Origin of the sequence: Brevibacterium sp. HMSC24B04 (assembly GCF_001806835.1) — a bacterium.
GTDB lineage: Bacteria > Actinomycetota > Actinomycetes > Actinomycetales > Brevibacteriaceae > Brevibacterium > Brevibacterium ravenspurgense.
The window spans coordinates 20,093-45,125 of the sequence record NZ_KV786095.1 but is presented as its reverse complement, the minus strand read 5'-3'; the positions used below and the strand labels follow the sequence as shown (position 1 = coordinate 45,125).

Here is a 25,033-nt window from a genome sequence, read left to right as displayed (position 1 = left end):
TGAAACCTTTCGGTAGCGGACCGGGTGGGCCCTGTCGTGCTTGCTGACTCAAGACTACGAACGCGCAAAGCCCTGTTCGTCGCACAGAAGTCGCAAGAGTCCGGAAACTTGTACCAGCTTCGCGACATTCTGAGACACACAGGTGAACTCAGCGTGTACGCCTCAGCGACGGCTTGCCTCAATCACCTCGCGTGCAAAGCCGTCGAACAGCGCCTGGGCATTGCGCGCGCTGTCCTCTTCAACGCGGTCGGCGTGTTCAACGAGCGTGTCCTTGTCAAAGCCCAGTTTGGCCAGGCCGTCGGCTTCCCAGCTGCGCACGGAATCAGCAGACGCTTCGGGGTGAAACTGCATACCCCACGATCGGCCGATGCGGAACGCCTGGATTTCGCACAGTTCGCTGCTTCCAAGCAGCTGGGCCGATTCCGGCAGTTGAGTGATGCGATCCACGTGGCTCTCGATGAAGTGGGTTTTCGGACCCACCTTGCCGAACACGGGGTCGTCAGCGGCATCCGCGGTGAACGTGATCTCGGTTGCGCCTTTTTCGGGAGCACCCGTTTTGGCTTTCACGGTGCCGCCGGCCACGTGGGCCAGCAGCTGTCCGCCCAGGCAGATTCCCAGCTGCGGTTTGTCGGCATCCCATGCTGCCCGCACGAGCTCTGCTTCGCGTTCCAGCCAGGGCGCCCGGTCAGTTTCATCCGGCATATAGCCGCCGCCCAGGTAGACGAAGCCGTCGTAGTCGTCGACGACGTCCGGACCTGGGATGTCATTAAACGTGCCGTCCGGTCCCGGCCCGATTCGCAGGTCGAACTCGATGTGGTGGTCAATCAGGCGCGGCAGCAGTCGCCTGGGCTGTGAATCAACGTCATTGACGATGATGAGGATGCGGGGCACGGTGTTTACTCTCCTGAGCGCAGGAAGCTGCGATAGCGGTCGTCGTGGGCTTCCAGCACGCGCAGCGCGTTGTCGAAGCCGAGTTTCTCAAGGTCGTCTTCCGACCACGAACGCGAGCGCAGTTCGTCAATGAGAGCCGGATAGGTGCTGGCGTTGTCCAGTCCCGTGGGGAAGGAGTCCGTTCCGCAGAAGTCGGATCCGATGCCCACGTGGTCAATGCCGATGCGTTCGCGCACGTAGTCGATGTGGTCGGCAACATCGCTGATGGTGACTTCCGGGGCTGTGCCTTCTTCTCCGTTCTTGACCCAGTCGTAGCGTTCCTGCGACACGAATGAGGGCACGAAGGTCAGCATGTGCACTCCCCCGTTGGCCGGCAGCCGGTCGATGATGTCATCGGGCACATTGCGCGGGTGCGAGCACAGGTTCAGCGCGTTCGAGTGGGTGAAGAGCACCGGCAGGTCGGTCATGCCGAGCACCTGGTCCATAACGCTCGGCGCCACGTGGGACAGGTCCGGGATCATGCCGATCCGGTTCATCTCCTTGACCACTTCCCGACCGAAGTCGCTCAGACCGCCGTGCACCGGCTGATCAGTTGCGGAGTCAGCCCAGCTGTGGGTGGTCGACCACGTGAGCGTCATGTAGCGAGCGCCGAGCTTGGCGAACATCCGCAGGGCGCCGAGTGATTCGTTGATCTGGTTGCCGCCCTCAACACCGAGCAGACCGCCGATGCGCCCGGCAGCTCGCTCTGCACGGATGGCTTCCGCTGTTGTAGCCCAGGCGAGGTCATTCGGGTAGGTGCTGATCAGTCGGTCGACGAGGTCGATCTGTTCGAGCGTCCAGCGGACAGCTTCGTCGCCCTTGATCGCCGAGTCGACGAAGACCGACCAGAACTGTGCGGCCACTCCGCCGCCGCGCAGCTGCGGAATGTTGGTTTCGACAACCCCGTCGGGGCGGTCAAGGTCAGCGACGGAAGAGCTGCGGGTTTCGCGCAGCAGGTAAGGGAGGTCATTGTGGCCATCGAAAATGGGGATGAGTGGAGACGGCATCGCCGGTCCTTTCTTCAGTCCGGTTGGGGTGTGTCAGGCGTGCAGGTGGGCGCTGATCAGGCCGCCGGCTTCGCGCATTATCGGCATGACTTCGAGGACGCGGTCTTCGTCTGCGGCCCAGTTGGCGAAGACCGCGTAGGCCACGCGGCGTTCGCGTGTGAAGGCGATGCCGGTGTCGGCGCGGACGCTGGAGTCGGTACCGGTTTTGTTCACAATCCATTCGCCGCGCGTGTAGTAGTAGTGCGCCAGAGGGTCTGGTTCGAAGTAGGAAGCCACCATCGAGGTGTCGGCTCCCGCACCGAGCCAGCGGCGCATCATTTCCGAGGTCATCGGGTCGAACAGTTCGTCGCGGGACAGCCGCGCCATGTAGTCGCTCAGTTCGTAGGCGGTGCCCGATGACAGGCGGCGGGGTGCTCCGGCTGGGCGCGGCCAGCGCAGGAAGTCGTGCAGCGCGGAGTCCTTGTAGCCCAGCGCTTCGACTTCTTTGGCTACGCGGTCCAGGCCGACACGGGAGATGAGCACGTTCGTGGCGAAGTTGTCGCTGAAGGCGCCGATCAGCATGCCGACGTCGTGGATTGTCAGATCCGGCTGGTCAAGCAGGTACCAGATGCCGGATTCGTCGACGCGCTCTGCCGCGTTGCGGGTCAGCCGCTCATCCAGGCGCAGTTCACCGTTGTTCTTCATCTTCAGCGCTGCGTGCAGCAGGAAGATCTTGGCGATCGATGCGGTGGAGAGCACGCGGTCGGGTTCGTGGCTGAACACCTCTTCGCCCGTGTCGATGTCGATTGCGCGTGCCGAGAATTCAACTCCGTCGAGACGTGTGAACAGGTCAGCTGTCATTGTTCTGCCTTTCTCCGGCGTTGTTCGCGGCCGGCTTCTGTTGCGAGATCAAATCTATGCGAAGAGGCTCATCACCTGGCCGGCGGCCAGACCGAAGAACGTACCGGCGAATGCACCGATGAGCGCGAAGAGAACTCCCACGGGCACGAGTTCACGGTTGAAGGCACCGGCGACGACGGGTGCGGAGGCAACACCGCCGATGTTCGCGGTCGAAGCGACAGCCAGGCTGAACAGCTCCGTTTTTGTGAGCTTGGCGTAGATGATCATGAGGACGAAGTGGATGGTCACGACCATGAGCCCGGCGAGCAGGTAGATCGGCGCTTCGACAAGCGATGTGAAGTCGGACCCTGCCGCAATGACTCCGATGATGATGTACAGCATGATGTAGGCGACATCCGATGCGCCGGCCATCTTTCCGTACTTGGTCGAACCGATGATCAGGCCCACGATGCTGACGATGAGGATGGTCCAGGTTGTCGAGTTCACGACGACCCCGATTTCCGGCAGTTTTCCGCCGATCACGGTGGCCAGTGCTGAACCGAACAGGCCGATGGCCAGAACCCGGAACAGCGCCACGAGGTCCATTTTCTCTTCATCAGCGGAGCTCTTTTCGCCGCCTTCACCAGTCGAGGCTGCACGCGAAGACAGGGCCGAAGTGTCGGCTTTTGTCCACGCGTTGAATTTGTCAGAGATGCCGACGGACGAGAACATCACCAGCAGCCACACGGAGTACACGATGGTGTCGACGATGAGAACGTGACCGAAGATGTTCTCCGGCGGGTTGAGGATTCCCTGCACGGCCGCCATGTTCGCCGAACCGCCGGTCCACGAAGCTGCGAGCGCGGCCAGGCCCTTCCACGCTTCGGCTTCGAGAACCCCCTTGAGCACGGCGAAGGTGATGACGAATCCCAGCATGATCGAAACGGCGGTGGCCGCGTAGGTCAGCAGCAGCTTTGGGCCCAGTTTGATGATCTTGCGGACATCGCACTGGAACAGCAGGAGCATGATCATTGCCGGCAGAAGAGCGTCTTTCACTCCCCCGCCGACAGCATCGATTGAATCGGATTCGCCGAATACTCCGACGGTGTTGAGCAGCGCCGCTATCAGGTAGAGGAAGACGAAGCCGGGAACGTACCTGAAGACTGGAAGCCCACGGGCTTTGTCCAGGTAGACGAGTATCGCGGCTATTGCGATGAGCAGGCTGATGAACAGAAAACCGTCGGTGATCATAACTGTTTAGGGGGTTCACTCCTCGTTCGGTTCGATTGTCACTGTCGGTGCGGCACCGTCTGCCGGTGCGCTCAGTGTGGCGCGCACGCCGAAGGGCACTGAACCGGCGTGCGGGTGGTGGCCCAGTTCAACTTCCCACAAGACCGGCACCTGGGCGTCGCCGAAGTATTCGCGCAGAAGCGCCCTGCGGTCATCGTCTTCACCGCAGCTCTCCCAGGAGCCCAGGACAACGGCGCCGGCCCGTTCGAGCCAGCCGATCCGTTTGAGCTGCAGCAGCAGGTTGTCCAGCCGGTACACATCCTCGTCGACGTCTTCCAAGAAGAGGATGCCCGGCTCATCGGGTGCTCCCGGCTGGAATTCCGGTGCCCCGACCCCGGCGGCGAGCAGACTGAGGTTGCCCCCGTAGGTGATTCCCGTGAACTCACCGGAAGTGAGAGTCTGTGCCGGTTCACCCAGACGCACCTGTTCGTCTGACCACGGTGAGAACAGCCAGCGCTTGATGTCAGTGCGCACGCGCTCACTGTCGCCGAAAACGGCGTTGCCGACCATGGGGCAGAACAGCGTGGGCACTCCTACGTGGTGCGCCCACGCCTGGTGCAGGGCGGTGATGTCGCTCGAACCCGTCAGCAGCTTGGGACGGCCGTCAGGACGCAGCGCGTTCTCCGCCATGGAACCGAAGTCGATGCCGTCCAGCAGGCGCATGGCCCCGTAGCCGCCGCGCAGAGCGATGACAGCGGAGGCCTTGCGGTCGCACCAGGCGTTGACCAGATCGTTGCGGCGTTCGTCATCGCTGCCGGCCAGGTACGAGGCGCGGGCATCGACTTTGCGGAGGTTCTCTCCGACCTGCACGTCGAGTCCCCACTCTTCCAGCGCGGCAATTGCCGGTTCAACAGTTCCCTTGGGTGCCGGTCCCGACGGGGCTACGAGCCACACGCGGTCGCCCGGGGCCAGTGGGGCCTGCTGTGCATAGGGGTTGCGGTCAGCCATTGACGGCGCCTCCTGTTTCTTCTGTTGTGGTTGCCACAGGGTCGTCCGTCTTCGCGGTGACTGCCTGCGCAGCCTGACCCGGTACGGCCCGTTCTGAGCGGAAGCCGGGCACTGCGGCCAGCAGCTTGCGCGTGTAGTCGTGTTGAGGGTTCAGAAGAACATCCTCAACCGGACCGTGTTCAACGATTTCACCGCGGTACATGACGGCCACCGTGTCGGCGATGTTCCACGCCAGACCGAGGTCGTGGGTGATGACGAGTGCCGTGAGCCCAATGTTCTTCTTCAAAGCCAGGAACAGCGACAGGATCTCACCGCGCACCGAAGCGTCGAGGGAAGCCACGGGTTCGTCGGCAATGAGAACATCAGGTTCGAGCGCGAGCGCGCTGGCAATGACAACGCGCTGACGCTGCCCACCGGAAAGCTCCTGCGGAATCGGCTCAAAGAAGTCCTCGGCGGGAATCAGCTCCGCAGCTTCCAGGCTTTCACTCACACGCGCCCGTTCATCGCCGGTGAACTTCTGCACGCGCAGACCTTCTGCCACAGACTCATAGACCGAACGCGAAGGGTTGAGCGAACCCGACGGGTCCTGCAGGATCATCTGCACATCGCGCCGGAACTTGCGCAGGCCCCGCTTGCTGGTCGGCAGAGGCTCACCCTGGAACAGCAGTTCGGATCCGGCGTCTGGCTGCTGTAGGCCGAGGAGCGTTCGCGCAAGCGTCGTCTTGCCCGATCCGGACTGGCCGACAACCGCAAGCACCTCCGAGCGGTGCAGTTTGAGATCAACGTTGTTGACGGCCTTTGTCAGTCGTCCCCGCGCCTTAAAGGTGACGTTAAGGTTCCGTGCCTCCAGCACCACCTCGTCAGTCATGGTGTGCGGAGTTTCGACATCAACCCGAGCTGGGTTGCGAGTGATCGGGTTGAGACGCGATTCAGGATCCCCGATGGTGGGGAACGCATCCGCCAGCTGCTGAGTGTAGGACTCCTCGGGCTGGGTGCAGATCTTCTGGGCAGGCCCGATCTCGACGATCTTGCCCTGCTTCATGATTGCAATCCGCTCACACGCTGTAGCCAGCACCGAAAGGTCGTGCGAAATCATCAGCAGCGAAATGCCGCGCGCTTCAACGAGCTCCCGCAGGCGGGTGAGGATCTGCGCCTGCACGATGACGTCAAGAGCCGTGGTCGGTTCGTCGGCGATGATGATGTCGGGATCGCAAGCCAGGGCCATGGCGATCATGACGCGCTGCTTCTGTCCACCGGACAGTTCGTGCGGATACGCCTGCGCAATCTGGGCATCCAGGTCCACCTGTTCCAGCAGGCTGAGAACTCGAGCTTTGCGATCAGCTTCGGAGCGCCATTCGTCTTTCACGTGCAGGTTGAGTGCTTCGAGGATCTGCTTGCCCACCGGGCGCACCGGGTTGAGCGAGTGCAGGGCACCCTGGAACACGATCGCGGCTTCCGACCAGCGAACCGCGCGCATCTGGCCGAAGTTCAGTTCGGCAATGTCGGTGCCGCCCAACAGCACGCGCCCGGTCAGCGTCGCGTTGTCCGGCAGCAGGCGCAGCACAGAGAGGATGAGTGTCGACTTGCCCGAACCGGATTCACCCGCGATGCCCAGGGTGCCGCCGGCTGGCAGTTCGAGGCTGACGTTCGACACCGCGGGGATGTCGCCTCGGGAGGTTCGCGACGAGTACGTGATCGAAACATCGTCGAAGACAAGATCCTTGCCCGCGGCAGCGGCAGCTTTTTCTGCTGTACTCATCAGCGGCTCCTGAGGGTCGGATTGGCAATGGCTTCGATAGCCCGGCCCACCAGCGTAAACGCAAGAACCACAGCGACGATCGCAAGGCCCGGGGTGAGGATGAACCACCAGTAGCCGGAGGTTGCGGCCGAAACATCCATCGAGTTCTTCAGAATGGTTCCCCAGGACTGCTGAGTCGTATCACCCAGTCCCAGGAACGCAAGTGTCGATTCGGCGATGATCGCACCACCCACAGTCAGCGTCGTGTTGGCCAGCACGAGCGGCATGACAGCCGGCAGCAGGTGCGAGGTGATGATGTGCCAGTGGCCGGCACCCAAAACTTTCGCGCGCTCAATGTAGAGGCGCGATTCCGCCGACAGCGTCTGCGCGCGAACAATGCGGGCCGTACCTGCCCATGAGGTCACACCAATCGCGATGACGATTGTGAAGACTCCGCGCTCAAGAACAGAGGACAGGACAATCGCCAGCAACAGCGACGGCAGCACCAGGAAGAAGTCGATGACGCGCATGATCAGTCCGCCGACCCAGCCTGTGAAGTGGCCTGCGGCGATGCCCATGATCGTTCCGATGATCATCGACATGGCCGTGGCGGCCACACCGACGATGAGCGAAACTCGGGCACCCCACACCAGGCGCGCCCACAGTTCGCGGCCGTAGTTGTCTGTGCCCAGCGGGTGCTCCGCACTCGGCGGTGCGTAACGCGGATTGTCGAGGTTCTGGGTGACGTCGAGCATGGAGCGGTCCGCAATGAGCGGAGCGAACACGGCTACGAGGATCACCAGGATGAGAACGATCGCACCGGCAACGCCCGCGCGGTCTTCCAGGAAGATCTTCCAGTTCTTCTTCCAGGCTTCTGCGCGCCGGCTCCATGTGAGAGCGCGGGCGCTCGAGGGAACAGCCGTGCCCTGCTTTTCGCGGCCGGCAGCCGTCTGCTTTTCGGAGGAGGTGTTGCGGGAAGTCATTCAGGCCCTCCTGACGCGCGGGTCGAGCTGGCGGTACACAAGGTCAGCCAGCAGGTTCATGATGATGATGGCCGCTGAGAAGACCACGAACGTGCCCTGCAGCAGCGGAAGGTCCGGACCGGAGATCGCCTCGAAGGTCAGCTTGCCCAGACCAGGCCACGAGAACACGGTTTCGACCGTGAGCGCACCGGCAATGAGACCGCCGATGTGCATGAAGACGAGCGTCACGGTCGGCAGCAGTGCGTTGGGCACAGCGTGCTTAAGCCGGACGTCGTCTTCGCGCAGGCCCTTGGCGCGTGCGGTGGTCAGGTAGTCAGCGCTCATCTCCCCCAACAGCGACGCGCGCATCACCATGAGGTACTGCGCGTAGATGACCGCGGTCATGGTGATGACGGGAAGAATGAGGTGCTTGGCTACATCGACCACGTATGTGAAGCTGCCCGGCTCAATTCCAGGTGAAACCATGCCGCCGGTGGGCAGCCACTGCAGCTTTCCGGCAAACACCATGAGCAGCAGAAGAGCAAGCCAGAAGGTCGGCACAGACCAGAAGACGAGGCTTGTGGAGGTTGTCAGCTTGTCGAAGAGGGAACCGCGTTTCCATGCCGCCAGCTGTCCCATCCACAGACCCAGAGTGATGGCCAGAATCGCCGACGTGCCCGTCAGCAGCAGGGTCGGCCACGCGTATTCGGCGATGAGGCTGGCTACGGACTGTTTGTAGACGTAGCTGGTGCCGAAGTTGCCGCTGAAGATGCCCACCAGATAGTCCCAGAATTGGACGAGCACGGGCTTGTCGAGACCGTATTCGGCGCGCAGCTGAGCCATCTGCTCGGGGCTCATCTGCCTTTCGCGAGCGATCTTCTGCACCGGGTCACCCGGCAGAATCCGGAAGGCGAAGAAGCCCAGCACGACAACCATGAACAGGCTGATGAGCGCTCCGCCCACTTTCCTCAGCAGATAGCTGAGATAGGACTGGCCCGCCGGGGGCGCATCGATTTCCTCTGAACCGCCGGAAGCTTCATGTTTGAGCTTCTTGTTGGCGGGCTGTGTCTCTGCGTTCACAGACATATTTCTGCTTTCCACGTACTGCTGAGGTTCTTCGGCAGTGCGTTAAAGGTGCTCGAGGCGCCGGTCACCACTCGTGTGTCCGGCGCCTCGAATCTGTGGGCTAGGTGTTTCGTGGTCTCACGCTCGGTCGTCGGCGCTTCGGCGGCGCAGGACGAGCGGGATGGCAACAGCGGCGATCACGACGACCGCACCGATGCCGATCCACAGGCCGGCCGAGGAGCCGCCCTTGCCGCCGTCCGCCTCGTCAGCGGGAGCCGCCGTGAGGAAGCCCCAGTAGCCTGACTGGTTGCCGATCACACCGCCGTCTTCGGGCTGCGTGGTGAAGCCGGCGAAGCGGTCAGAACGGTAGGCCTCGAGCTGCTTGGGGTACCACAGGGTGATCTGCGGAGCGTCGTCGTAGTGCTGCTGCAGTGCCTGGTGGACGAGTTCCTGGCGCTTGCCTTCGTCGAGTTCGGTGTGCTGCTTCTTGTACAGTTCGTCGAACGCCTTGTTGCAGTAGCCGTCCTGCGAGGTCGGGCCGTTGCCCTCCGAGTCAGGACGCGAAGCGCAGGTGTTGATCGACAGCTGGTATTCCGGGTCGGGAGTAACCGACCAGCCGGTCACGTAGATGTCGAAGTCGCCCTTCATCGTGCGGTCGGAAATCGTGTCGGAGTCACTGGACTCGGCCTTGATTTCAACGCCGATGTCCTTCAGCCACGGAGTGATGAACTCTGCGATGGACTGTTCCGTCGGGGTCTGGGCATCGATCAGCAGACGCAGGGAGAGCTTCTTGCCGTCCTTTTCGCGGATGCCGTCGGAGCCTTCCTTCCAACCGGCCTCATCGAGCAGCTTCTTGGCGGCTTCGGGGTCGTGGGAGACGATCTTGTCGGACTTCGGCAGGTGCCACTTCTCAAAGGACTCCGGCACGAAGCTCGTTGCTTCTGTCGCGTAGTCCTGCATGACCTGTTCGCGCAGGGTCTTCATGTCGATGCCCAGGCGCAGAGCCTGGCGGACCTTGACGTCCTTCAGCGCTTCATTGCCGGTTCCGTAGGCTTCGCCCTCCGGGGTTTCAAAGCCGGGGTTGACGCCAAGGGCCGTGAAGCGGCGGGATTCACCGACATTGGTTTCGATGTTGTCGGCGTTTTCCAGTGCCTTCATCTGTTCGGGGCTCAGCCCGGTCACGAAGTCGACATCACCGGCACGCAGCGCCTGCACCATGGCGTCGCTGTTCGTGTAGTAGGTGTACTGGATGGTGTCGACCTTCGGCTTGCCCTTCCAGAAGTTCGGGTTGGCCTTCAGCGTGATCGACTGGTTGGCCTTGTAGCTGTCAAGCACGTAGGGGCCAGAGCCGACAACCTCAGAGTCGTTGTCGTCCTTCGCCGGGTCGTCCTTCTTTGACCACACGTGTTCGGGAACGACCGGAATTTCAACACCGGGGTTCGGCGCCTGCGGCGATTTGAGCTTGATGACGACGGTGGTGTCGTCGGGAGCTTCAACAGATTCGAAGTTCTCCACAAGCGATCCGTTTGCGGCACCCATCGCGGGGTCTTCCATCATCTGCGTGTAGGTGTAGACGACGTCCTTGGACGAGATCGGTTCGCCGTCGGACCACTTCATGCCGTCGCGAATGGTGAACGTCCATTCATCACCGGTGTCGTTGACGTCCCACTTTTCCGCCAGGCCCTCGGTCGGCCCAAAGTCCTTGGAGTCGTACTGCACGAGGTTTTCGTACACGTAGCGGTTGATGGCCGTTGGTGTGAGGTAGATCGAGGTGAACGGGTTGAAGTTGTCGACAAGGCCCGAGGTGGCAATCCGCATGGTCGTGTCTGACGCCGCCTGTTCGGTCGACTGGGCTGCCGCGGGCAGCGCTGCACCGGTCGCCCCAAGGATCGTCATAGCGGTGGCAGCGGCCGCTGCTGTGCACCTCTTGAGAGCTGATCTGAACATATCTTCCTTCCGCCTGGCTTCTTGCCGCACCAGCCCCGTCGCGTGGTGCGTGGGACACGTCGAACGTGTGCCGATGCGACCGCCCCGCAGAAGCTGTTTCTGTAAGTTACATCACAAGCTCTTGTGTGTTCAAAACCACACGCTGAACTGTCTCAAAAGCAGCGGAAGACGAGTTCCCCATCATGCGCTCAAAACCCCCTCACCCACCCCTTATGGCCAGCAAACACGGGGAGTAACCTGGTAGTGAGAACGGCAGAGATTAAGGAGTCACAAGCCCCGATTCTCGAAAGTTCTCGCACATATACACCAAAGTGCTTGAGGAGCAGTGGTATGAAAGCCGCACGCTTTTACGACCGTAAAGACATCCGCATCGAAGACATCCCCGAACCGGAACTGAAGCCAGGCACCGTTGCCATTGACGTCGCGTGGTGCGGCATCTGCGGCACGGACCTCCACGAATACCTCGAAGGCCCCATCTTCGTGCCGCCGAAGGGCCACCCGCACCCCATTTCCGGCGAAGAGGCGCCGGTCACCATGGGCCACGAATTCTCCGGCACCATCACCGCCCTCGGTGAAGGCGTCACCGGTCTCGAAGTCGGCCAGAACGTCATCGTTGAGCCCTACATCATCGGCGAAGACGTCGACACGAGCGAAGGCCAGAACTACCACCTCTCCGAGAACATGAACTTCATCGGTCTGGGCGGCCGCGGCGGTGGTCTGTCCGAAAAGATCGTCGTCGAACAGCGCTGGGTGCACCCCATCGGCGATATCCCACTGGACGAAGCCGCTCTCATTGAGCCGCTGTCCGTTGGCCACCACGCATTCGTCCGCTCCGGCGCCAAGGCCGGCGACGTCGCAATCGTCGGCGGTGCGGGCCCCATCGGCCTGCTGACCGCAGCCGTGCTCAAGGCTGAGGGTCTGACCGTCTACATTTCGGAACTGTCGGAAGCCCGCAAGGAAATGGCCCGCAGCACCGGTGTCGCAGACGAGGTCTTCGACCCCCGCGAAGTCGATGTCGCAGCCAAGGTCAAGGAACTCACCGACGGCAAGGGTGCAGACGTCGGCTTTGAGTGCTCGTCCGTCCCGGTCGTTCTCGACATGCTCATGGACGCTGTCCGTCCCGCCGGCGTCATCGTCAACGTGTCGATCTGGGGCTACAAGCCCGAGGTCGATCTGCCGAAGCTGGTTCTCAAGGAAATCGACCTGCGCGGAACCATCGGCTACGCCAGCGACCACCCGGCCACCATCAAGCTGGTGCAGGAAGGCGGACTCGACCTGTCGAAGTTCATCACCGCCCGCATCAAGCTTGACGAACTGGTCGACAAGGGCTTCGAACAGCTCATCAACAACAACGAACAGCACGTGAAGATCCTCGTGAACCCCAACGCCTGATCAATTCAGGCCTGAGCCGAGCTCAGACAGAAGATCCGGCCCGGTGGGAACCTCTGCGGTTTCCACCGGGCCGGATCTTTGTGTCAGGACTCCCGACGGCTTATCGGCTAGCCGCGGTCAGCAAACTCCCGCATAGCGTCGAGCAGCCAGTTGGCGGTGTGATCGGCAAAGGATGCCCGCGGCATAATCCAGTACGAATCCTCATCCGTTCGCCACAGAGCGGCCGAGGACCCCGCGACCAGCGTGAGGATCGCACTGCCGACCGGGAAGAAGTCCGGGTGCACGTCCACCTCGACCATTCTGTAGAGCACATCGACGGCGTTCGGCCCCGTCAGCTCGAGCACGGTCCGGTTGCCTGAAAGGTCAACGGCCTGCCCGCGGTGCTCCCCTACCGCCTCGGCGAGGATCCCGGCCAGGGCGGAACACGACAGCTCCCTTTCCGCCTCGTCACCTGCAACCAGCAGGAAGTCATCCGGACCGAACCACAGCACGTGCCCGGTGACCGGCGCCTCGACCTCGGAAACGTGGCCCACCTTCCGCGGAAGTGGTGCACCGAGCACTTTCTCCAGCCCGTCGGCGGCCGGCCCGCCCGGTTCGGCGCGCAGGCTGATCTGCGTGCGGAACGGAACTTCGCGCAGCCGCACCCGCGGCCCGCCAGCGGCGTCGAGTTCGGCGGCGCGTTCGGCAAGCGGGCGGCGGCGCAGGCTGAGGACGTCCTGTCGCGAGACTTCGGCCTGAGAAACAGCGGTGTTGTCAGCCATCTCGGCGTTCTCCTTCCGGATCGAACAGTACGGTCGGCCCGACTTCGACTTCGGCGAAGCCGCCGTCGCACGTGGCCATGAGCTTCTGGCCGATGAGCGACGGCCCGTTTTTGATCAGCGCAAGCCCGAACGTGCGGCCCAGGGCCTGCGAATCGTAGCTGGAGGTCACGTGCCCCTGCATGGGAATCGGAGCCTTCGGCAGACCCTCGCCCGTGTAGTCGCCCAAGTCTTCGGGGAACACCAGCTGACTGCCCTCCGGCAGGCGCAGCTTGGGGTCGGTCGGCAGGACGCTCACCAGCTGTTTGCGATTCTCATCGATGTTGGCAAGCCGTGAGTGCGACCGCTTGCCGATGAAGTCCTTCTTCAGCTTCGATACGACCCACCCCATTCCGAGGTCCTGCGGTGTGACGGTCCCGTCGGTGTCCTGGCCGACCACGATGTAGGCCTTCTCGGCCCGCAGCACGTGCATGGTTTCCGTGCCGTAGGGCGTGATGTTGAACTCTGCGCCGGCTTCGGCAACGTCTTCCCACACTTTGAGCCCGTAGTAGGTGGGGACGTTGATCTCATAGGCCAGTTCTCCGGAGAAGGTGATGCGCACAACCCGGGCGTCGATGCCGGAGGCGAGTGTCGTGTTGCGGTACTCCATGAACCCGAAGCCCTCTTTTGACACATCGAGGTCGGGAGCCATTTTCCGCATGACATCGCGGGACTTCGGGCCGACGACGGCGATTGTGCTGTACTGCTCGGTCGCCGATGTGAACACCACGTCCAGTTCCGGCCATTCGGTCTGCGACCACTCTTCGAGCCATTCGAGGACATCGGCCGCTCCGCCGGTCGTGGTCGTCATGAAGAAGTGGTCGTCTGCCAGACGCAGGGTCACACCGTCGTCGAACACCATGCCGTCGGGAGTGCACATAACCCCGTAACGGGCTTTGCCGACCTTGAGCTTGAGGTAGCCGTTGGTGTAGATCCGGTTGATGAACTCCGCGGCGTCCTTGCCCTTGATTTCGATTTTGCCGAGTGTTGTGGCGTCCAGGAAGCCCACGGATTCGCGCACAGCCCGGCATTCGCGGGCGACTGCCGCGTCCATGTCCTCCCCGTCCTGCGGGTAGTACCACGGGCGCTTCCACTGGCCGACGTCTTCGAACACCGCACCGTGGGCCACGTGCCACGGGTGGATGTTCGTCTGTCGGGCCGCGTCATAGAGTTTGCCGACTGCCCGCCCGGCAAGTGCCGCAAACGCCACCGGGGTGTAGGGGGCTCGGAAGGTTGTTGTGCCGATCTGCCCCGGGGTGATTCGCCTGTTTTCTCCCGAGGTGCCGCTCACCACGGTGTTGATCGGCTTCTGACCGGGCTGGCCGGTTGCCAGGGCGCTGATTTCAGCACCAGTGAGTGCTTCTGCGATGAGGCCAATGGTGTTGACCCCGCCGATCTTCCCCTGGTCCACACCCGTGGAGATCGAGGTGTAGCGCTTGATGTGTTCAACCGACAACATGCCCGCACCGGAGGCGCGGATGATGTCGCGGACAGTGTTGTCACGCTGGAGGTCGACGAAGTATTCCGCGAGTGCGGACAGCTGTTCGGGCTCAGTGCCCGGCTGCTGTTCTTCTTCCGGTCCAGGGATGAACCACAGCTGGTCGGCCTGGCCGGTCTCGCTCACGCGCGCAGCTGCCGTTTCGGGGTCGTGGAAGGAACTGGCTTCCCCCGCTGTGGCTGCCGCACCGGCGGCGGTCCCTTCGGCGAGCGCACGGGCCAAGCTGTAGCTTCCGTTGAGGGCCCCGACGGTGTGTTGGCGCTCGACTGGGGCGGCTGGGATGAATCCGGCAGGCGGGTCGTCCCAGTACATGCGGCCCTGCCGCTGGGAGTGCAGGTGGACATTGGGCGACAGCCCACCGGAGACCGCGAGCAGGTCAGCCTCTGCGCGTTCCGCCTGGTGTTCCTGACCGCGCGGGGCGATCCACACGGCTTCGAGGCGGTCTTCGCCTTCCGCTTGGACCACGGCGCTGCCGAGGCGCACCTCAACACCGGCTGCTCGTGCCGTATCAGCCTGCGCGGAGTCGGCTCGAGAATCGACGATGGTCACGTGCGCACCGGCCCGTGCCGCATTGACTGCCGTACGGTAGGGGGTGTCGTGGGTGGTGAACAGAACGATCTTCTGTCCCGCAAGCACCCCATAGCGACCCAGGTACCGCTGGACCGCGGAGGCGAGCATGATTCCGGGGAGGTCGTTGTTTGCAAACACCAGCGGGCGGTCAAACGCTCCGGTGGCGAGCACGACTTCTCCGGCGACCACGTGCCACAGCCTTTGGCGCGACACTCCGTCATGGCGGGCTCCCCCCGCGGCCTTGTAGGCGGAATCGCGGTCTTCGAGTGCCACGAGGTAGTTGTTGTCGTAGGAGCCGACAACGGTTGTGCGCGACATGAGGCGAACGTTGCCTGAGTCTCGCAGCTCCTGCACTGTTCGTTCTGCCCACTGGGCTGCCGGCAGGCCGTCGATGACGCTGGTTTCGTCATCCGGTGCGCAGTCGAGCAGGGTTCCACCGAAGGCTTGGTCCTGTTCGAACAGCACAACGCGCTTGCCCGAGACCGCGGCGGCCTGCGCTGCGGCAAGGCCCGCGGGTCCGGAGCCGATGACCACGACTTCGGCGAAGATCGTGCTCTTGTCGTATTCGTCTTCGTCCGGCCTGGGGTCCAGCTGGCCGATGCCTTCGAGCAGCTTCACGGACATGCCCTCGAAGATCTCCACACGAGTGGCCGGGAGCATGGATTCGTTGTGTTCGCCTTCGACCAAAACGAAGGCGTTGGGCTCTTCCGCACCGGCCGAAAGAATGCCGCGGGGGCGGCGCCGGTAGATGGAGTCACCCACGCGGATCCGCCCGTTCGCCAGCAGGGCCGAGGCAATCGTGTCGCCTGCCTTCCCCGTGTAGGTCTGGCCGTCAACGGTGAAGGTGATGGCTCGCTCAGATGTGATCGAGCCGGGGCGCACCCGGTGCGACGTGTGTGTCTGCTCAGCGTGTTTCTGCTCAGTCATTGTTCTGGCCTCCAGCTGTGTGCGGGCCGGATTCCTGTGCGCCGACCGCGGGAGTTACGGCCGGTGGCTGCGGAAGTTCGGGTTTGGGGTCCGTCAGACGGTAGGTGGTGGAAATCGTGTAGCTCTGGGTGTCGCGCAGGACGTTGAACCATTTGCGGCATCCGGCGGTGTGCGCCCAGCGTTCGTAGAACGAGCCTTTGGGGTTGTCCCGGTAGAACACGTACTCGGCCCACTGTTCGTCGGTGAGCGCCTGGGGGTCTTCCGGGTAGTTCACGTGGGCTTGACCGCCGTAGGTGTATTCGGTTTCAGCGCGGGGCCCGCAGTACGGGCAGTCGATCATGAGCATGATGACTCCTCTCAGTGGGCGACGGCGGCAGCACCGTGTTCGTCGATGAGCTGGCCGGTGACGAAGCGCTCAAGACTGAAGGGCGCGTTGAGCGGGTGGGGTTCGTCTTCGGCGATGGTGTGTGCGTAGGTCAGACCGGCCGCGGGGGCGCCTTTGAAGCCGCCGGTCCCCCAGCCGCAGTTGATGTAGAGCTGGTCGACCTCGGTTTTCGACACGATCGGCGAGGCGTCGAGTGTCACGTCGACGATTCCTCCCCAGGTGCGCAGCAGGTGGGCGCGGGCGAAGATGGGGAACAGTTCGACAGCTGCCGACATCTGGTTTTCGATCACGTGGAATGATCCGCGCTGGCCGTAGCCGTTGTAGGAGTCCACGCCGGCACCCATGACGAGTTCGCCCTTGTGAGCTTGGGACACGTACACGTGCACGTGGTTGCTCATGACGACATTGGGGTGGACCTGTTCGTGTAGTTCGGACACGAGTGCCTGCAGCGGATGGGACTGGATGGGCACCCGGATGCCTGCCAGTTCGGCCAGGACCGATGTGTGTCCGGCTGCACACATGGCGACTTTGCCGGCTGCGATTGTGCCGCGGGTCGTCTGCACTCCCGTGACCCTGTTACCGTCGAAGAGGAAGCCGGTGACTTCGCAGTTCTGGATGAGGTCCACGCCGAGTTCGGCGGCGCGCTTGGCATAGCCCCAAGCGACCCAGTCGTGTTTGGCGATGCCGCCACGCGGCTGGTAGGTCGCACCCATGACGGGGTAGCGAATGTCATCACTGATGTTGATGATGGGGCAGGCTTCTTTCACCTGCTGCGGGTCGAGCCATTCAGAGTCGACTCCGTTGAGGCGGTTGGCTTCGACCCGGCGCACGGATTCGCGCACATCACCCAGCGTGTGGGCCAGGTTGAGAACTCCGCGCTGTGAGAAGAACAGGGTGCAGCCGAGTTCTTCTTCCAGCCCTTCCCACAGTTTCAGCGAGTGTTCGTAGATCGCTGCGGATTCATCCCACAGGTAGTTCGACCGGATGATGGTGGTGTTGCGGGCCATGTTGCCGCCTGCCAGCCATCCTTTTTCCACGACGGCGACGTTCGTGATGCCATGGTTTTTGGCCAGATAGTAGGCGGTGGCCAGACCGTGCCCACCACCTCCTATGATGACGACGTCATAGGACTTTTTGGGCTCCGGATTTCCCCACATGAAGTCGGGGTGTTCCGGCAGTTCCCGCTGATTCGCAGTCAGAACACCGGTGTCGATGCGCTTAATGCTCATGGGCGGCTCCTTGCTATCGGCTCTGATGAGCAGGAATCGTTAAACGACAACTGATATATAAGTGACATACTAGAGACGTAGCCGAAGCCGGGTCAAGAGATTGCAAGGCATGATTTTCACCCGATTTCCGGCAGACCCACCAACCCCCCCCCTGAGCCACAATGAGAAGACTCAACCACCGAAGGAGCCACACCATGAGTTCAGCCCCAGCCGAACTCCCCCAGTGGGGACCAACCGGCACCTCGTTGGCCCAGACCGCCTATGACGCAATCAAAGAGAAGCTCATCCTGCTGCGCATCGGCCCCGGTGAGCCCATCAGCGAAACCGAGCTCGCAGACGAACTGGGAGCCGGTCGGACGCCCATACGGGAAGCGCTCAAACGCCTGGAAGGCGATCACCTGGTGGTGAGCTACCCGCGGCGCGGGACTTTTGCAGCGGGCGTCGACATTGCCGAACTGGCAGCCGTAACAGAGCTGCGCAAAGCACTCGAACCCGTCGCGGCCAGCGCAGCCGCTGAACGCGCCAACGCGCAGCAGCGGGACGATCTGCGCGCCGCCATCGAGCGCATCCGCAGCTTTGTCGCAGAAGCCCCCGAGGATTCCGCCGGAGACGGCGGGGCCGCAGAAGCGTTTCTTCGCTTGGACACCCTGGTCCACCACACCATCTACCAGGCCTGCGGCAATGCGCACATTGCCGACATCCTGGCCCGCTATCACTACCTGGCCATGCGGATCTGGGCGCTCGCCGCACACCGCCTGCCTGGAATCATTGAGCACGCCGAAGATCACATACCGCTGCTGGAGGCCATTGTCGAAGGCCAAGCCGATAAGGCCGCAACCATGACGGTTGAACACATCGACGAATTCGAGCGCAGCCTGCGCGCCATGTTCTGAAGCTGACCGGCACCTTCGGGAAGCGCCCAGACAGGGGCGCTGACCTGATGCAATGCCAGTACTGGTTCAATAGCTCCAGCCGATTTCACCAAACAAAGTGAGAGCCATGGAGCGCTTCATCATCACCGTCGCCTGCGCAGACGCGCCGGGCATCGTCCATGCCGTTACGGAAGTCCTCGTCCACCTCGGTGGGAACATCGTCGAATCCCAGCAGTTCACCTCGCCGGACTCCGGGACGTTCTTCCTGCGCATCGAGGTTGATGCACCGTGCGACCGTGAACAACTGGAAGCCGCAATGGCGCCCGTCAAGGAACGCTTCACCATGGAGCTGGGCCTGCACCGCAGTGCCGAAAGGGTGCGCACCCTCATCATGGGATCAAAAGATCCGCGGACCCTCAACGGAGTGTCGTCGATAAATAACCGCTCGATGCGTAAATGCGGTATCCGATGTGCTGTAGCGGAATTTACAACGAAATACTGCTAAAAACAGACAACATATGGTGGTTCACAGAAACACATATAAGTTCTGCGGAAAACCTATAGGGTGCGTCGCTAAAAACCGCTGTGCGCGAAAAACATAAAGGGTTTACGGACCCGGTCCCAGACCCCTCAATACTCTGAGCCGGAAGAATGGAAAGTGGAAGGTTGATATATCCCCACTATTTTTTCCGTTTTTCGGAGTACATCGGGAGCTACAACTGCGGACCAGCTCTGTGTGAACTAGATGAGAAGGCGCAGCAGCGAATCATCGACGCTGGACAGTTGGTGCTGCGGGCACGCGAGCGGCACCCCCAGCGGTCACTCGCGGAGCACTACAACCCGTTATCGATGGACCCAATTCTGCTCAAGGCTCACAACAACTTGGACCGGGAAGTCGATAAGGCTTTCGATGTGGCACGCGAACTCACCAACGAGCGCCAGCGCCAGGAGCTACTGTTCGCCAGCTACGGGGAGTTGGCGAGGGGCTATGTCTCCTCGCTTTCATCAAAATCGAAACCACCAGCAGGGTCGTTCCCCGTGCGGGCGATTTTGATCGGTCCCGCTGCTGGGTGTAGAACCCTGTCGCTGGCAACGCCGGGAACTATGACTGTGCCCGACGAGAACACGTCACTGCCATAACGCGGCCCACGGTAGACGAACATGGGTCGTTCACTAATACTGGTGGATTTCGGTTTTGGTGGTGGGGGGATTACCGCCGCCGGCCTCGATTTTTCCGTTGAGGAGGGCGTTGACTACTTCCCGATTGTGAAATGGGCCGATGGCGCGGTGGAGAGGAACCAGTCACCTGGAAGAGATCGATCCAGTCGCTGGTGTGCAATCTGGGAGGTAGGGTTGCGGGGTCGATTCCTCGCGAGCGCAACCATGATTGTGTCTCTGAACGTGATGAAAACAACCCTGCCCTTCGGAGAATTTCCCCTATCCCGCGTCCCCGGGCGGTGAAAACGGTGTGCACCATCGCCTGAAAGGCTTTGCGTTGCTCTATCGGGATCTTCGGGTCACCCACCCGGCGGATCACTAAGATCCCCCCGTCAACGTTTGGCTGTGGCCGGAAAGCAGACCTTGGTACTCGGGAACCAAGGTGAAACGTGAACCATGGGGACCACTGAGCCGTCATCATCGTGCTTGCACCTACCCCGGCCCGGCGGCGAGCGACTTCCCACTGCATGAGGAGTACAGCGTCAGTCCATGCCGGCGCATGCAACAACTTTCGAAGAATGGCAGTGGTGAGGTGAAAGGGAATGTTTCCCACAATGACGCAGGGAGTGGCGGGTAACGGGAAGTTGAGGAAATCATCATGGACCACTTCGACCGACGCCGAGGCGGTCTTTTTTGTGAGTTTGGCAGCTAGTTTTGCGTCTACCTCAACTGCCGTTATTGCCCTCCCCAAGTGGGATATCGGGTGAGTGAGGGCACCGCTTCCTGGCCCGATCTCAATGATGGGGCCGGAGGTTTGTTTTACAAGATCGACGATGGAGTTGATGATCTTGTGGTCTGTGAGAAAATTTTGGCCATGTTCGTGACGGCCGTATCCGTATGTAGACATCAGGTGTGCTCCGTGGAGTTGAAACGGAGCCGGGCATGGCAAATGGCCGCCCGGCTAAAGGACCGGAGCGGTTTCTAACCTGCGGGAGGGAGAAAACCGCCTTAGCGGCTGGTGAGCGGCCGCATGAAAACGGAACCTGAAATCAACATGGGCCTATCGTATCCAATTGATTTCGCAGGGTCCAATAGGGTGAGAAAGAAGACAACCGCACCGCAACAGTGCAAGACCTCTCTGGATTGGAATTTGTCCTACCTTCGGCTCGTCGTACAGACGCCACTGGCGTATTTTGTCTCTGGGCAACGAGGGGGAGTTACCCCCACCTCCGGATGTTTTTAAGGTGCACCCCTTATTACGCTGTGGTGCGGGAGTAGTTTTGTCCGACTGATCGGACTACCCACCGACGTGGGGCGGGTAGTTCGAGGTCCCAGCAGATGATCGCGTCGATTTCGCCGCGTTCAAAGGATGCCACCATGGCGTCGTAGTCGGGGCGAGCCACATTCTTCTTTGACGCGGAAATGGACTGATCGACGTAGTTATGTCCTATGTCCAACGTCCAAGCCACGCTGCTTTGCAATGGCTTCACAGTCCTGACGCTGCCGGTCGATGGTGAGGCCATCCACGTCAGCGTCTCGCGAGATACGAAGGTAAGTAGGAGCGCGTGTTGCCAAACGCTTTTAATAAGGCCCTTAGCTAACATTGAACTTAAACTCGACGAAGTTCTGTTCGACCATCACCTGGGCCAGCTCAACATCGATGTGCCGCTGGTGGCGTCCAATCACATGGACCTGAAGAAGCACGCAGACTTCTACGGCGTGGACTACGAACACGTCCCGATCACCAAGGACACGAAGGCCGAAGCAGAAGCCCGACTGCTGGAGCTCATCGAGGAACACGACATCGAACTGGTGGTGCTTGCCCGCTACATGCAGATCCTGTCGGACGAACTGGCTGAAAAACTGGCGGGGCGAGCCATCAACATCCACCACTCGTTCCTACCGGCTTTCAAGGGCGCGCGCCCCTACCACCAGGCGCACAGCCGCGGCGTGAAGCTCATCGGCGCCACGGCTCACTACGTGACGGCTGACCTCGATGAGGGGCCGATCATCGAGCAGAACGTCGTACGGGTCGACCACACGAAGTCACCGGATGAGCTCATTGCAATCGGGCGCAATGTTGAGGGCCGGACGCTGGCCCAGGCGGTGCGCTGGCATGCCGAGCACCGCGTGCTGATGGATGGGACCCGCACCGTCGTGTTCAGCTGATTCGCCCTTCTTCAGGCCTCGTCAGGGAACTGGAACTCCAGTTTTCTGACGAGGCCTTTCCCTTTGCGGAGCCCACAATCCCTGAGCACCTAAAGGAGATCTTCAACACAATCCGATCCGGCTCACACCTTATCGTCACGACTCCTTTGCGTTATTAGATGAGGCTCGCCTAACCTAATGCTTTGTCTCTTATTCCAAACCAAAACAGAGGAATCCTGTGCTTCCATTCCCCACCGCTCGTACCGGGCGAGCTCTAGCAGCCGCAGCATTCGCCGGCTCACTCGCATTCACCCTCGCAGCATGCGGCACCGAGCAGTCCGGCAGCAGCGGCGGCCAAACGCAGTCCGCTGCGGCCACTGACGAATTCCCGGTCACGGTCGAGCACGCATTCGGCAAGACCACAGTCGAGAAGAACCCCCAGCGAGTGGCGACGGTCGGCTGGGCTAACCACGAAGTTCCGTTGGCCCTTGGAATTGTGCCGGTCGGAATGTCGAAGGCCACGTGGGGCGATGACGATGGCAACGGCATCATGCCGTGGGACGAAAAAAAGCTCTCTGAGCTTGGCGGAGAAACGCCGGTCCTCTTCGATGAGACCGACGGCATCCCGTTTGAGGAAGTTGCCAACACGAAGCCGGATGTCATCCTCGCGTCCTACTCCGGGCTGACGAAGGAAGACTACGAAACCCTCAGCAAGATCGCACGGGTTGTGGCCTACCCCGACATTCCCTGGGGAACGTCGATGAAAGACATGACGGAGATGAACGCCACAGCGCTTGGCCGAAAGGCCGATGGCGAAAAGCTTGTTCAGGACGCTGAAAAGAAGGTTGCCGACGCTCTCGAGAAGCATCCAGACCTGAAGGGCAAGAAGGTGCTGTTCACGTCGTTCAGCGGTACCAAGGATTCATCTAAGGTCGGCTTCTTCTCAACAAAAGATCCCCGCATGGGCTTTTTGGCCGAACACGGCTTTGCCGCACCGGACTACGTCAAGAGCGAATCTGAGAAGAGCGATGCGTTCTGGCTCGAGGTGTCAGCGGAGAAGCCCGAGGTGTTCAAGGACACCGACCTCGTTGTGTCGTACTCGTCAGGCAGCAAGGAAGACGACGAAAAGCAGTTGAAGAGCATGCAGTCCGATCCGCTCCTGTCGAAGATTCCCGCAATCGCCGACGGCCGTGTTGCGTTCCTCGAGAACGGACCTCTGGGAGCAGCCGCGAACCCGTCGCCGCTGTCAATTCCGTGGGGCATTGACCGCTACTTCGAGCAGCTGGATGAAGCCCTCAAGGCCTGACGCGAAGCCGCTCAGCTCGCACGCGTTGTCGACAGGCGGCGTCAAGTCGGCAACGGCGATTGCCCTGCTTGTTGCCCTTGTCGCCGCTGCCGCGGTGTGTTCATTGATGTTCGGTGTGCGGAGCATTTCGGCTTCTGACGCGCTCGGCGCCATGACCGGCAGCACTTCAACTGCCGGCGAAGCAGCCGCGGCGGTCAGGATTCCGCGCACCGCGCTGGCCATGAGCGTCGGCGCGGCCCTTGCCGCGGCGGGAACCACACTGCAGGCCGTTACCCGCAATCCGCTTGCCGACCCCGGTATCTTCGGGATTCTTGCGGGCGCCGCACTCGCGGTATCGGCCGCTATGGCGTTCACCGGGCTGTCGCGTCCCGCTCCGACAATGGCCGTCGCCATCGTCGGAGCGTTTGCCGCGGCTGCTTTTGTCTACGCCGTCGGGTCTCTGGGCCGAGGCGGTGCTACTCCTCTGAAGCTCGCTTTGTCAGGTGCCGCGACCGCCGCGGCCCTGTCGAGTCTGACCAGCGCAGTCATACTTCCGCGCGAGGACGTCATGGACCGGTTTCGCTTCTGGCAGATCGGCTCTGTGGGAGGTGCCGAGTGGTCGACTCTTGCAGCTGCCGCTCCCCTGCTCGTAACCGGCGCTGTCATCGTGTGGCTGTCCGCTTCCGGACTGAACGCTCTGGCTTTGGGTGATGAAGCGGCGGCTGGCTTGGGCGTACCGGCGGGCAGAACCCGACTGTTTGCCGTCGTCGGTGCGGTGATCTTGTGCGGAACCGCTGTTGCGGTCGCAGGGCCGATCGGGTTCGTCGGGCTCATCGTTCCCCACACCCTGCGCCTTCTTCTGGGCACGGATCACAGACTTCTCATTCCAGCCTCGTTCCTGGGAGGTGCCGTCATTCTCACCGCGGCAGACACCCTCGGGCGCGTTGTCGGCCGACCCAGTGAGATTGCGGTCGGCATCATCACGCCTCTTCTGGGGGCACCCCTGTTCATTTGGCTGGCTAGGCGAGCCAAAGGAGGCGGACTGTGACTGCTGTGATACATCTGCGCGCTGCTCGCCGGTCAGCGCGCTTGAGCACTGTGGTCCGATTGACAGTTCTTACAGCAGTGGTCCTCGTCCTGTGGTTCTGCAGCCTCATGATCGGCGACGTGTTCTACTCCCCGAGCGAAGTCTGGGCCGTTCTCACCGGCCACACCGTCCCGGGTGCCTCTTTTGCCGTTGGCGACCTCCGGCTGCCGCGCGCAACCGTCGGTGCGGCCGTCGGCGCAGCATTCGGAGTTTCGGGCGCACTGTTCCAGACCCTGCTGCGCAATCAGCTGGCCTCGCCGGACATCATCGGAATCTCCAGCGCGGCCTCGGCCGCCGGCGCAACCGCAATCGTGTTCTTCCACTGGGGCACCGCCGCTGTGTCTGCGACTTCGCTGATCTTCTCGCTTGTCATCGCCGCGGCGGTCTTCTTGCTCGTACCCCGACCGCGGTCGGGACCGAAGCTGATCCTCATCGGCATCGGCGTTGGCGCTGTGATGCAGTCATGGACGTCCTATGTGCTGTCGCGAGCTGCCGCTTGGGATGCCCCGACGGCGGTTCGGTGGCTGACCGGGTCTCTCAACAGCGCGAGCTTTGAACAGGGCTGGCCCGCCCTCATCGCAGCGGCGGCTGCTCTGAGCGTGGGAATTCTCGGCTCGAATCGCCTATCACTGCTGCGCTTCGGTGATGACACCGTCGAAGCTTTGGGTGTGAGGTCGCGGATGCTCCGTCCAGCGCTGCTCATGGCCGCGGTTCTGTTCCTTTCGGCCGCTGCATCCGTTGCGGGCCCCATCGCGTTCGCAGCTTTCATGGCCGGTCCGATTGCAGCCCGACTCTTCCCTGCCGGGACGTCTCTCATCCTTCCCTCCGGACTGGTGGGTGCTGCACTCATCCTCACCGCCGATGCGATCGGTCAATTCGCGTTCGGGACGCGCTATCCAGCTGGAGTCGTCACCGGCGCACTCGGAGCTCCGCTCCTCATTGCCCTGCTCATCCGCGCTCGAAAATGACACACCGAAAC

Annotated in this window: 23 protein-coding genes; 8 read left to right on the top strand and 15 right to left on the bottom strand. The window is 61.9% G+C overall.

Annotated features, from left to right (window positions below; genetic code table 11):
* Positions 1-162 precede the first annotated feature (162 nt).
* From HMPREF3092_RS07430 to HMPREF3092_RS07390, 9 genes are all read right to left on the bottom strand, one after another.
* The gene (locus HMPREF3092_RS07430; RefSeq protein WP_070424411.1) at positions 163-891 is read right to left on the bottom strand and encodes a type 1 glutamine amidotransferase; all 729 of its coding nucleotides are present in this window, start codon (positions 889-891) and stop codon (positions 163-165) included.
* Positions 892-896: 5 nt separating this feature from the next.
* Complete coding sequence (locus HMPREF3092_RS07425; RefSeq protein ID WP_070424410.1) at positions 897-1,937, bottom strand: dipeptidase; 1,041 nt, start codon at positions 1,935-1,937, stop codon at positions 897-899.
* 33 nt (positions 1,938-1,970) lie between these two features.
* Positions 1,971-2,777, bottom strand: coding sequence for a serine hydrolase (locus HMPREF3092_RS07420; RefSeq protein WP_019175539.1), 807 nt, complete (start codon positions 2,775-2,777; stop codon positions 1,971-1,973).
* A gap of 54 nt (positions 2,778-2,831) precedes the next feature.
* On the bottom strand, positions 2,832-4,007 hold the full coding sequence (locus tag HMPREF3092_RS07415; protein ID WP_062021931.1) for a DUF819 family protein: 1,176 nt from the start codon (positions 4,005-4,007) through the stop codon (positions 2,832-2,834).
* Between the two features lie 15 nt (positions 4,008-4,022).
* Positions 4,023-4,994, bottom strand: coding sequence for a S66 peptidase family protein (locus HMPREF3092_RS07410; protein ID WP_070424409.1), 972 nt, complete (start codon positions 4,992-4,994; stop codon positions 4,023-4,025).
* Positions 4,987-6,753: an ABC transporter ATP-binding protein gene (locus HMPREF3092_RS07405; RefSeq protein ID WP_070424408.1), complete on the bottom strand. Its 1,767-nt coding sequence runs from the start codon at positions 6,751-6,753 to the stop codon at positions 4,987-4,989. The genes HMPREF3092_RS07410 and HMPREF3092_RS07405 overlap by 8 nt, the downstream gene beginning before the upstream one ends.
* Positions 6,753-7,715, bottom strand: coding sequence for an ABC transporter permease (locus HMPREF3092_RS07400; protein ID WP_083274316.1), 963 nt, complete (start codon positions 7,713-7,715; stop codon positions 6,753-6,755). Before HMPREF3092_RS07400 ends, HMPREF3092_RS07405 begins: the two co-directional genes overlap by 1 nt.
* On the bottom strand, positions 7,716-8,780 hold the full coding sequence (locus tag HMPREF3092_RS07395; protein ID WP_141737987.1) for an ABC transporter permease: 1,065 nt from the start codon (positions 8,778-8,780) through the stop codon (positions 7,716-7,718).
* Between the two features lie 117 nt (positions 8,781-8,897).
* Positions 8,898-10,706, bottom strand: coding sequence for an ABC transporter substrate-binding protein (locus tag HMPREF3092_RS07390; RefSeq protein ID WP_083274315.1), 1,809 nt, complete (start codon positions 10,704-10,706; stop codon positions 8,898-8,900).
* Positions 10,707-11,036: 330 nt separating this feature from the next.
* On the opposite strand from HMPREF3092_RS07390, the gene HMPREF3092_RS07385 reads away from it, so the two are divergent.
* Entirely contained in the window at positions 11,037-12,098 is a 1,062-nt protein-coding gene (locus HMPREF3092_RS07385) for a 2,3-butanediol dehydrogenase (protein ID WP_070424407.1), read from the top strand.
* A 107-nt stretch (positions 12,099-12,205) separates the two neighbouring features.
* Here HMPREF3092_RS07385 and HMPREF3092_RS07380 read toward each other — a convergent pair whose 3' ends face one another.
* From HMPREF3092_RS07380 to HMPREF3092_RS07365, 4 genes are read right to left on the bottom strand one after another with little or no spacing between them, the layout of a single operon-like run.
* A complete protein-coding gene (locus HMPREF3092_RS07380; protein WP_070424406.1) occupies positions 12,206-12,859 on the bottom strand; it encodes a sarcosine oxidase subunit gamma in 654 nt (217 codons plus the stop codon).
* Positions 12,852-15,890 (bottom strand): 2Fe-2S iron-sulfur cluster-binding protein, encoded by a 3,039-nt coding sequence (locus HMPREF3092_RS07375; RefSeq protein WP_256174406.1) that lies wholly within the window; start codon positions 15,888-15,890, stop codon positions 12,852-12,854. The genes HMPREF3092_RS07380 and HMPREF3092_RS07375 overlap by 8 nt, the downstream gene beginning before the upstream one ends.
* A complete protein-coding gene (locus tag HMPREF3092_RS07370) occupies positions 15,883-16,236 on the bottom strand; it encodes a sarcosine oxidase subunit delta (protein ID WP_070424405.1) in 354 nt (117 codons plus the stop codon). The genes HMPREF3092_RS07375 and HMPREF3092_RS07370 overlap by 8 nt, the downstream gene beginning before the upstream one ends.
* Before the next feature lie 11 nt (positions 16,237-16,247).
* Positions 16,248-17,504, bottom strand: a complete 1,257-nt coding sequence (locus HMPREF3092_RS07365; protein WP_070424404.1) for a sarcosine oxidase subunit beta family protein — start codon at positions 17,502-17,504, stop codon at positions 16,248-16,250.
* A gap of 194 nt (positions 17,505-17,698) precedes the next feature.
* Between HMPREF3092_RS07365 and HMPREF3092_RS07360 the strand changes: the two genes are divergently transcribed.
* From HMPREF3092_RS07360 to HMPREF3092_RS11400, 3 genes are all read left to right on the top strand, one after another.
* Positions 17,699-18,397: a GntR family transcriptional regulator gene (locus HMPREF3092_RS07360; RefSeq protein WP_070424403.1), complete on the top strand. Its 699-nt coding sequence runs from the start codon at positions 17,699-17,701 to the stop codon at positions 18,395-18,397.
* Positions 18,398-18,503: 106 nt separating this feature from the next.
* The gene (locus tag HMPREF3092_RS07355; RefSeq protein ID WP_256174405.1) at positions 18,504-18,881 is read left to right on the top strand and encodes an ACT domain-containing protein; all 378 of its coding nucleotides are present in this window, start codon (positions 18,504-18,506) and stop codon (positions 18,879-18,881) included.
* A 146-nt stretch (positions 18,882-19,027) separates the two neighbouring features.
* Positions 19,028-19,516: a type IIL restriction-modification enzyme MmeI gene (locus HMPREF3092_RS11400; RefSeq protein ID WP_256174404.1), complete on the top strand. Its 489-nt coding sequence runs from the start codon at positions 19,028-19,030 to the stop codon at positions 19,514-19,516.
* A 70-nt stretch (positions 19,517-19,586) separates the two neighbouring features.
* On the opposite strand, the gene erm is transcribed toward HMPREF3092_RS11400, so the two are convergent.
* Together erm and HMPREF3092_RS11520 are read right to left on the bottom strand one after the other, a co-directional pair.
* A complete protein-coding gene (gene erm, locus HMPREF3092_RS07345) occupies positions 19,587-20,441 on the bottom strand; it encodes a 23S ribosomal RNA methyltransferase Erm (protein ID WP_065247467.1) in 855 nt (284 codons plus the stop codon).
* A gap of 349 nt (positions 20,442-20,790) precedes the next feature.
* Positions 20,791-20,937, bottom strand: a complete 147-nt coding sequence (locus HMPREF3092_RS11520) for a hypothetical protein (protein ID WP_256174403.1) — start codon at positions 20,935-20,937, stop codon at positions 20,791-20,793.
* 46 nt (positions 20,938-20,983) lie between these two features.
* Here HMPREF3092_RS11520 and HMPREF3092_RS07335 point away from each other — a divergent pair, with 46 nt between their 5' ends.
* The 4 genes from HMPREF3092_RS07335 (at position 20,984) to HMPREF3092_RS07320 (ending at position 25,022) form a co-directional block, all read left to right on the top strand.
* Complete coding sequence (locus HMPREF3092_RS07335; protein ID WP_256174402.1) at positions 20,984-21,703, top strand: formyltetrahydrofolate deformylase; 720 nt, start codon at positions 20,984-20,986, stop codon at positions 21,701-21,703.
* A gap of 217 nt (positions 21,704-21,920) precedes the next feature.
* On the top strand, positions 21,921-22,988 hold the full coding sequence (locus HMPREF3092_RS07330) for an iron-siderophore ABC transporter substrate-binding protein (protein ID WP_070424402.1): 1,068 nt from the start codon (positions 21,921-21,923) through the stop codon (positions 22,986-22,988).
* Positions 22,969-24,015: a FecCD family ABC transporter permease gene (locus HMPREF3092_RS07325; RefSeq protein ID WP_141737986.1), complete on the top strand. Its 1,047-nt coding sequence runs from the start codon at positions 22,969-22,971 to the stop codon at positions 24,013-24,015. Before HMPREF3092_RS07330 ends, HMPREF3092_RS07325 begins: the two co-directional genes overlap by 20 nt.
* Before the next feature lie 77 nt (positions 24,016-24,092).
* A complete protein-coding gene (locus tag HMPREF3092_RS07320) occupies positions 24,093-25,022 on the top strand; it encodes a FecCD family ABC transporter permease (RefSeq protein ID WP_083274314.1) in 930 nt (309 codons plus the stop codon).
* Positions 25,023-25,033: the final 11 nt, after the last annotated feature.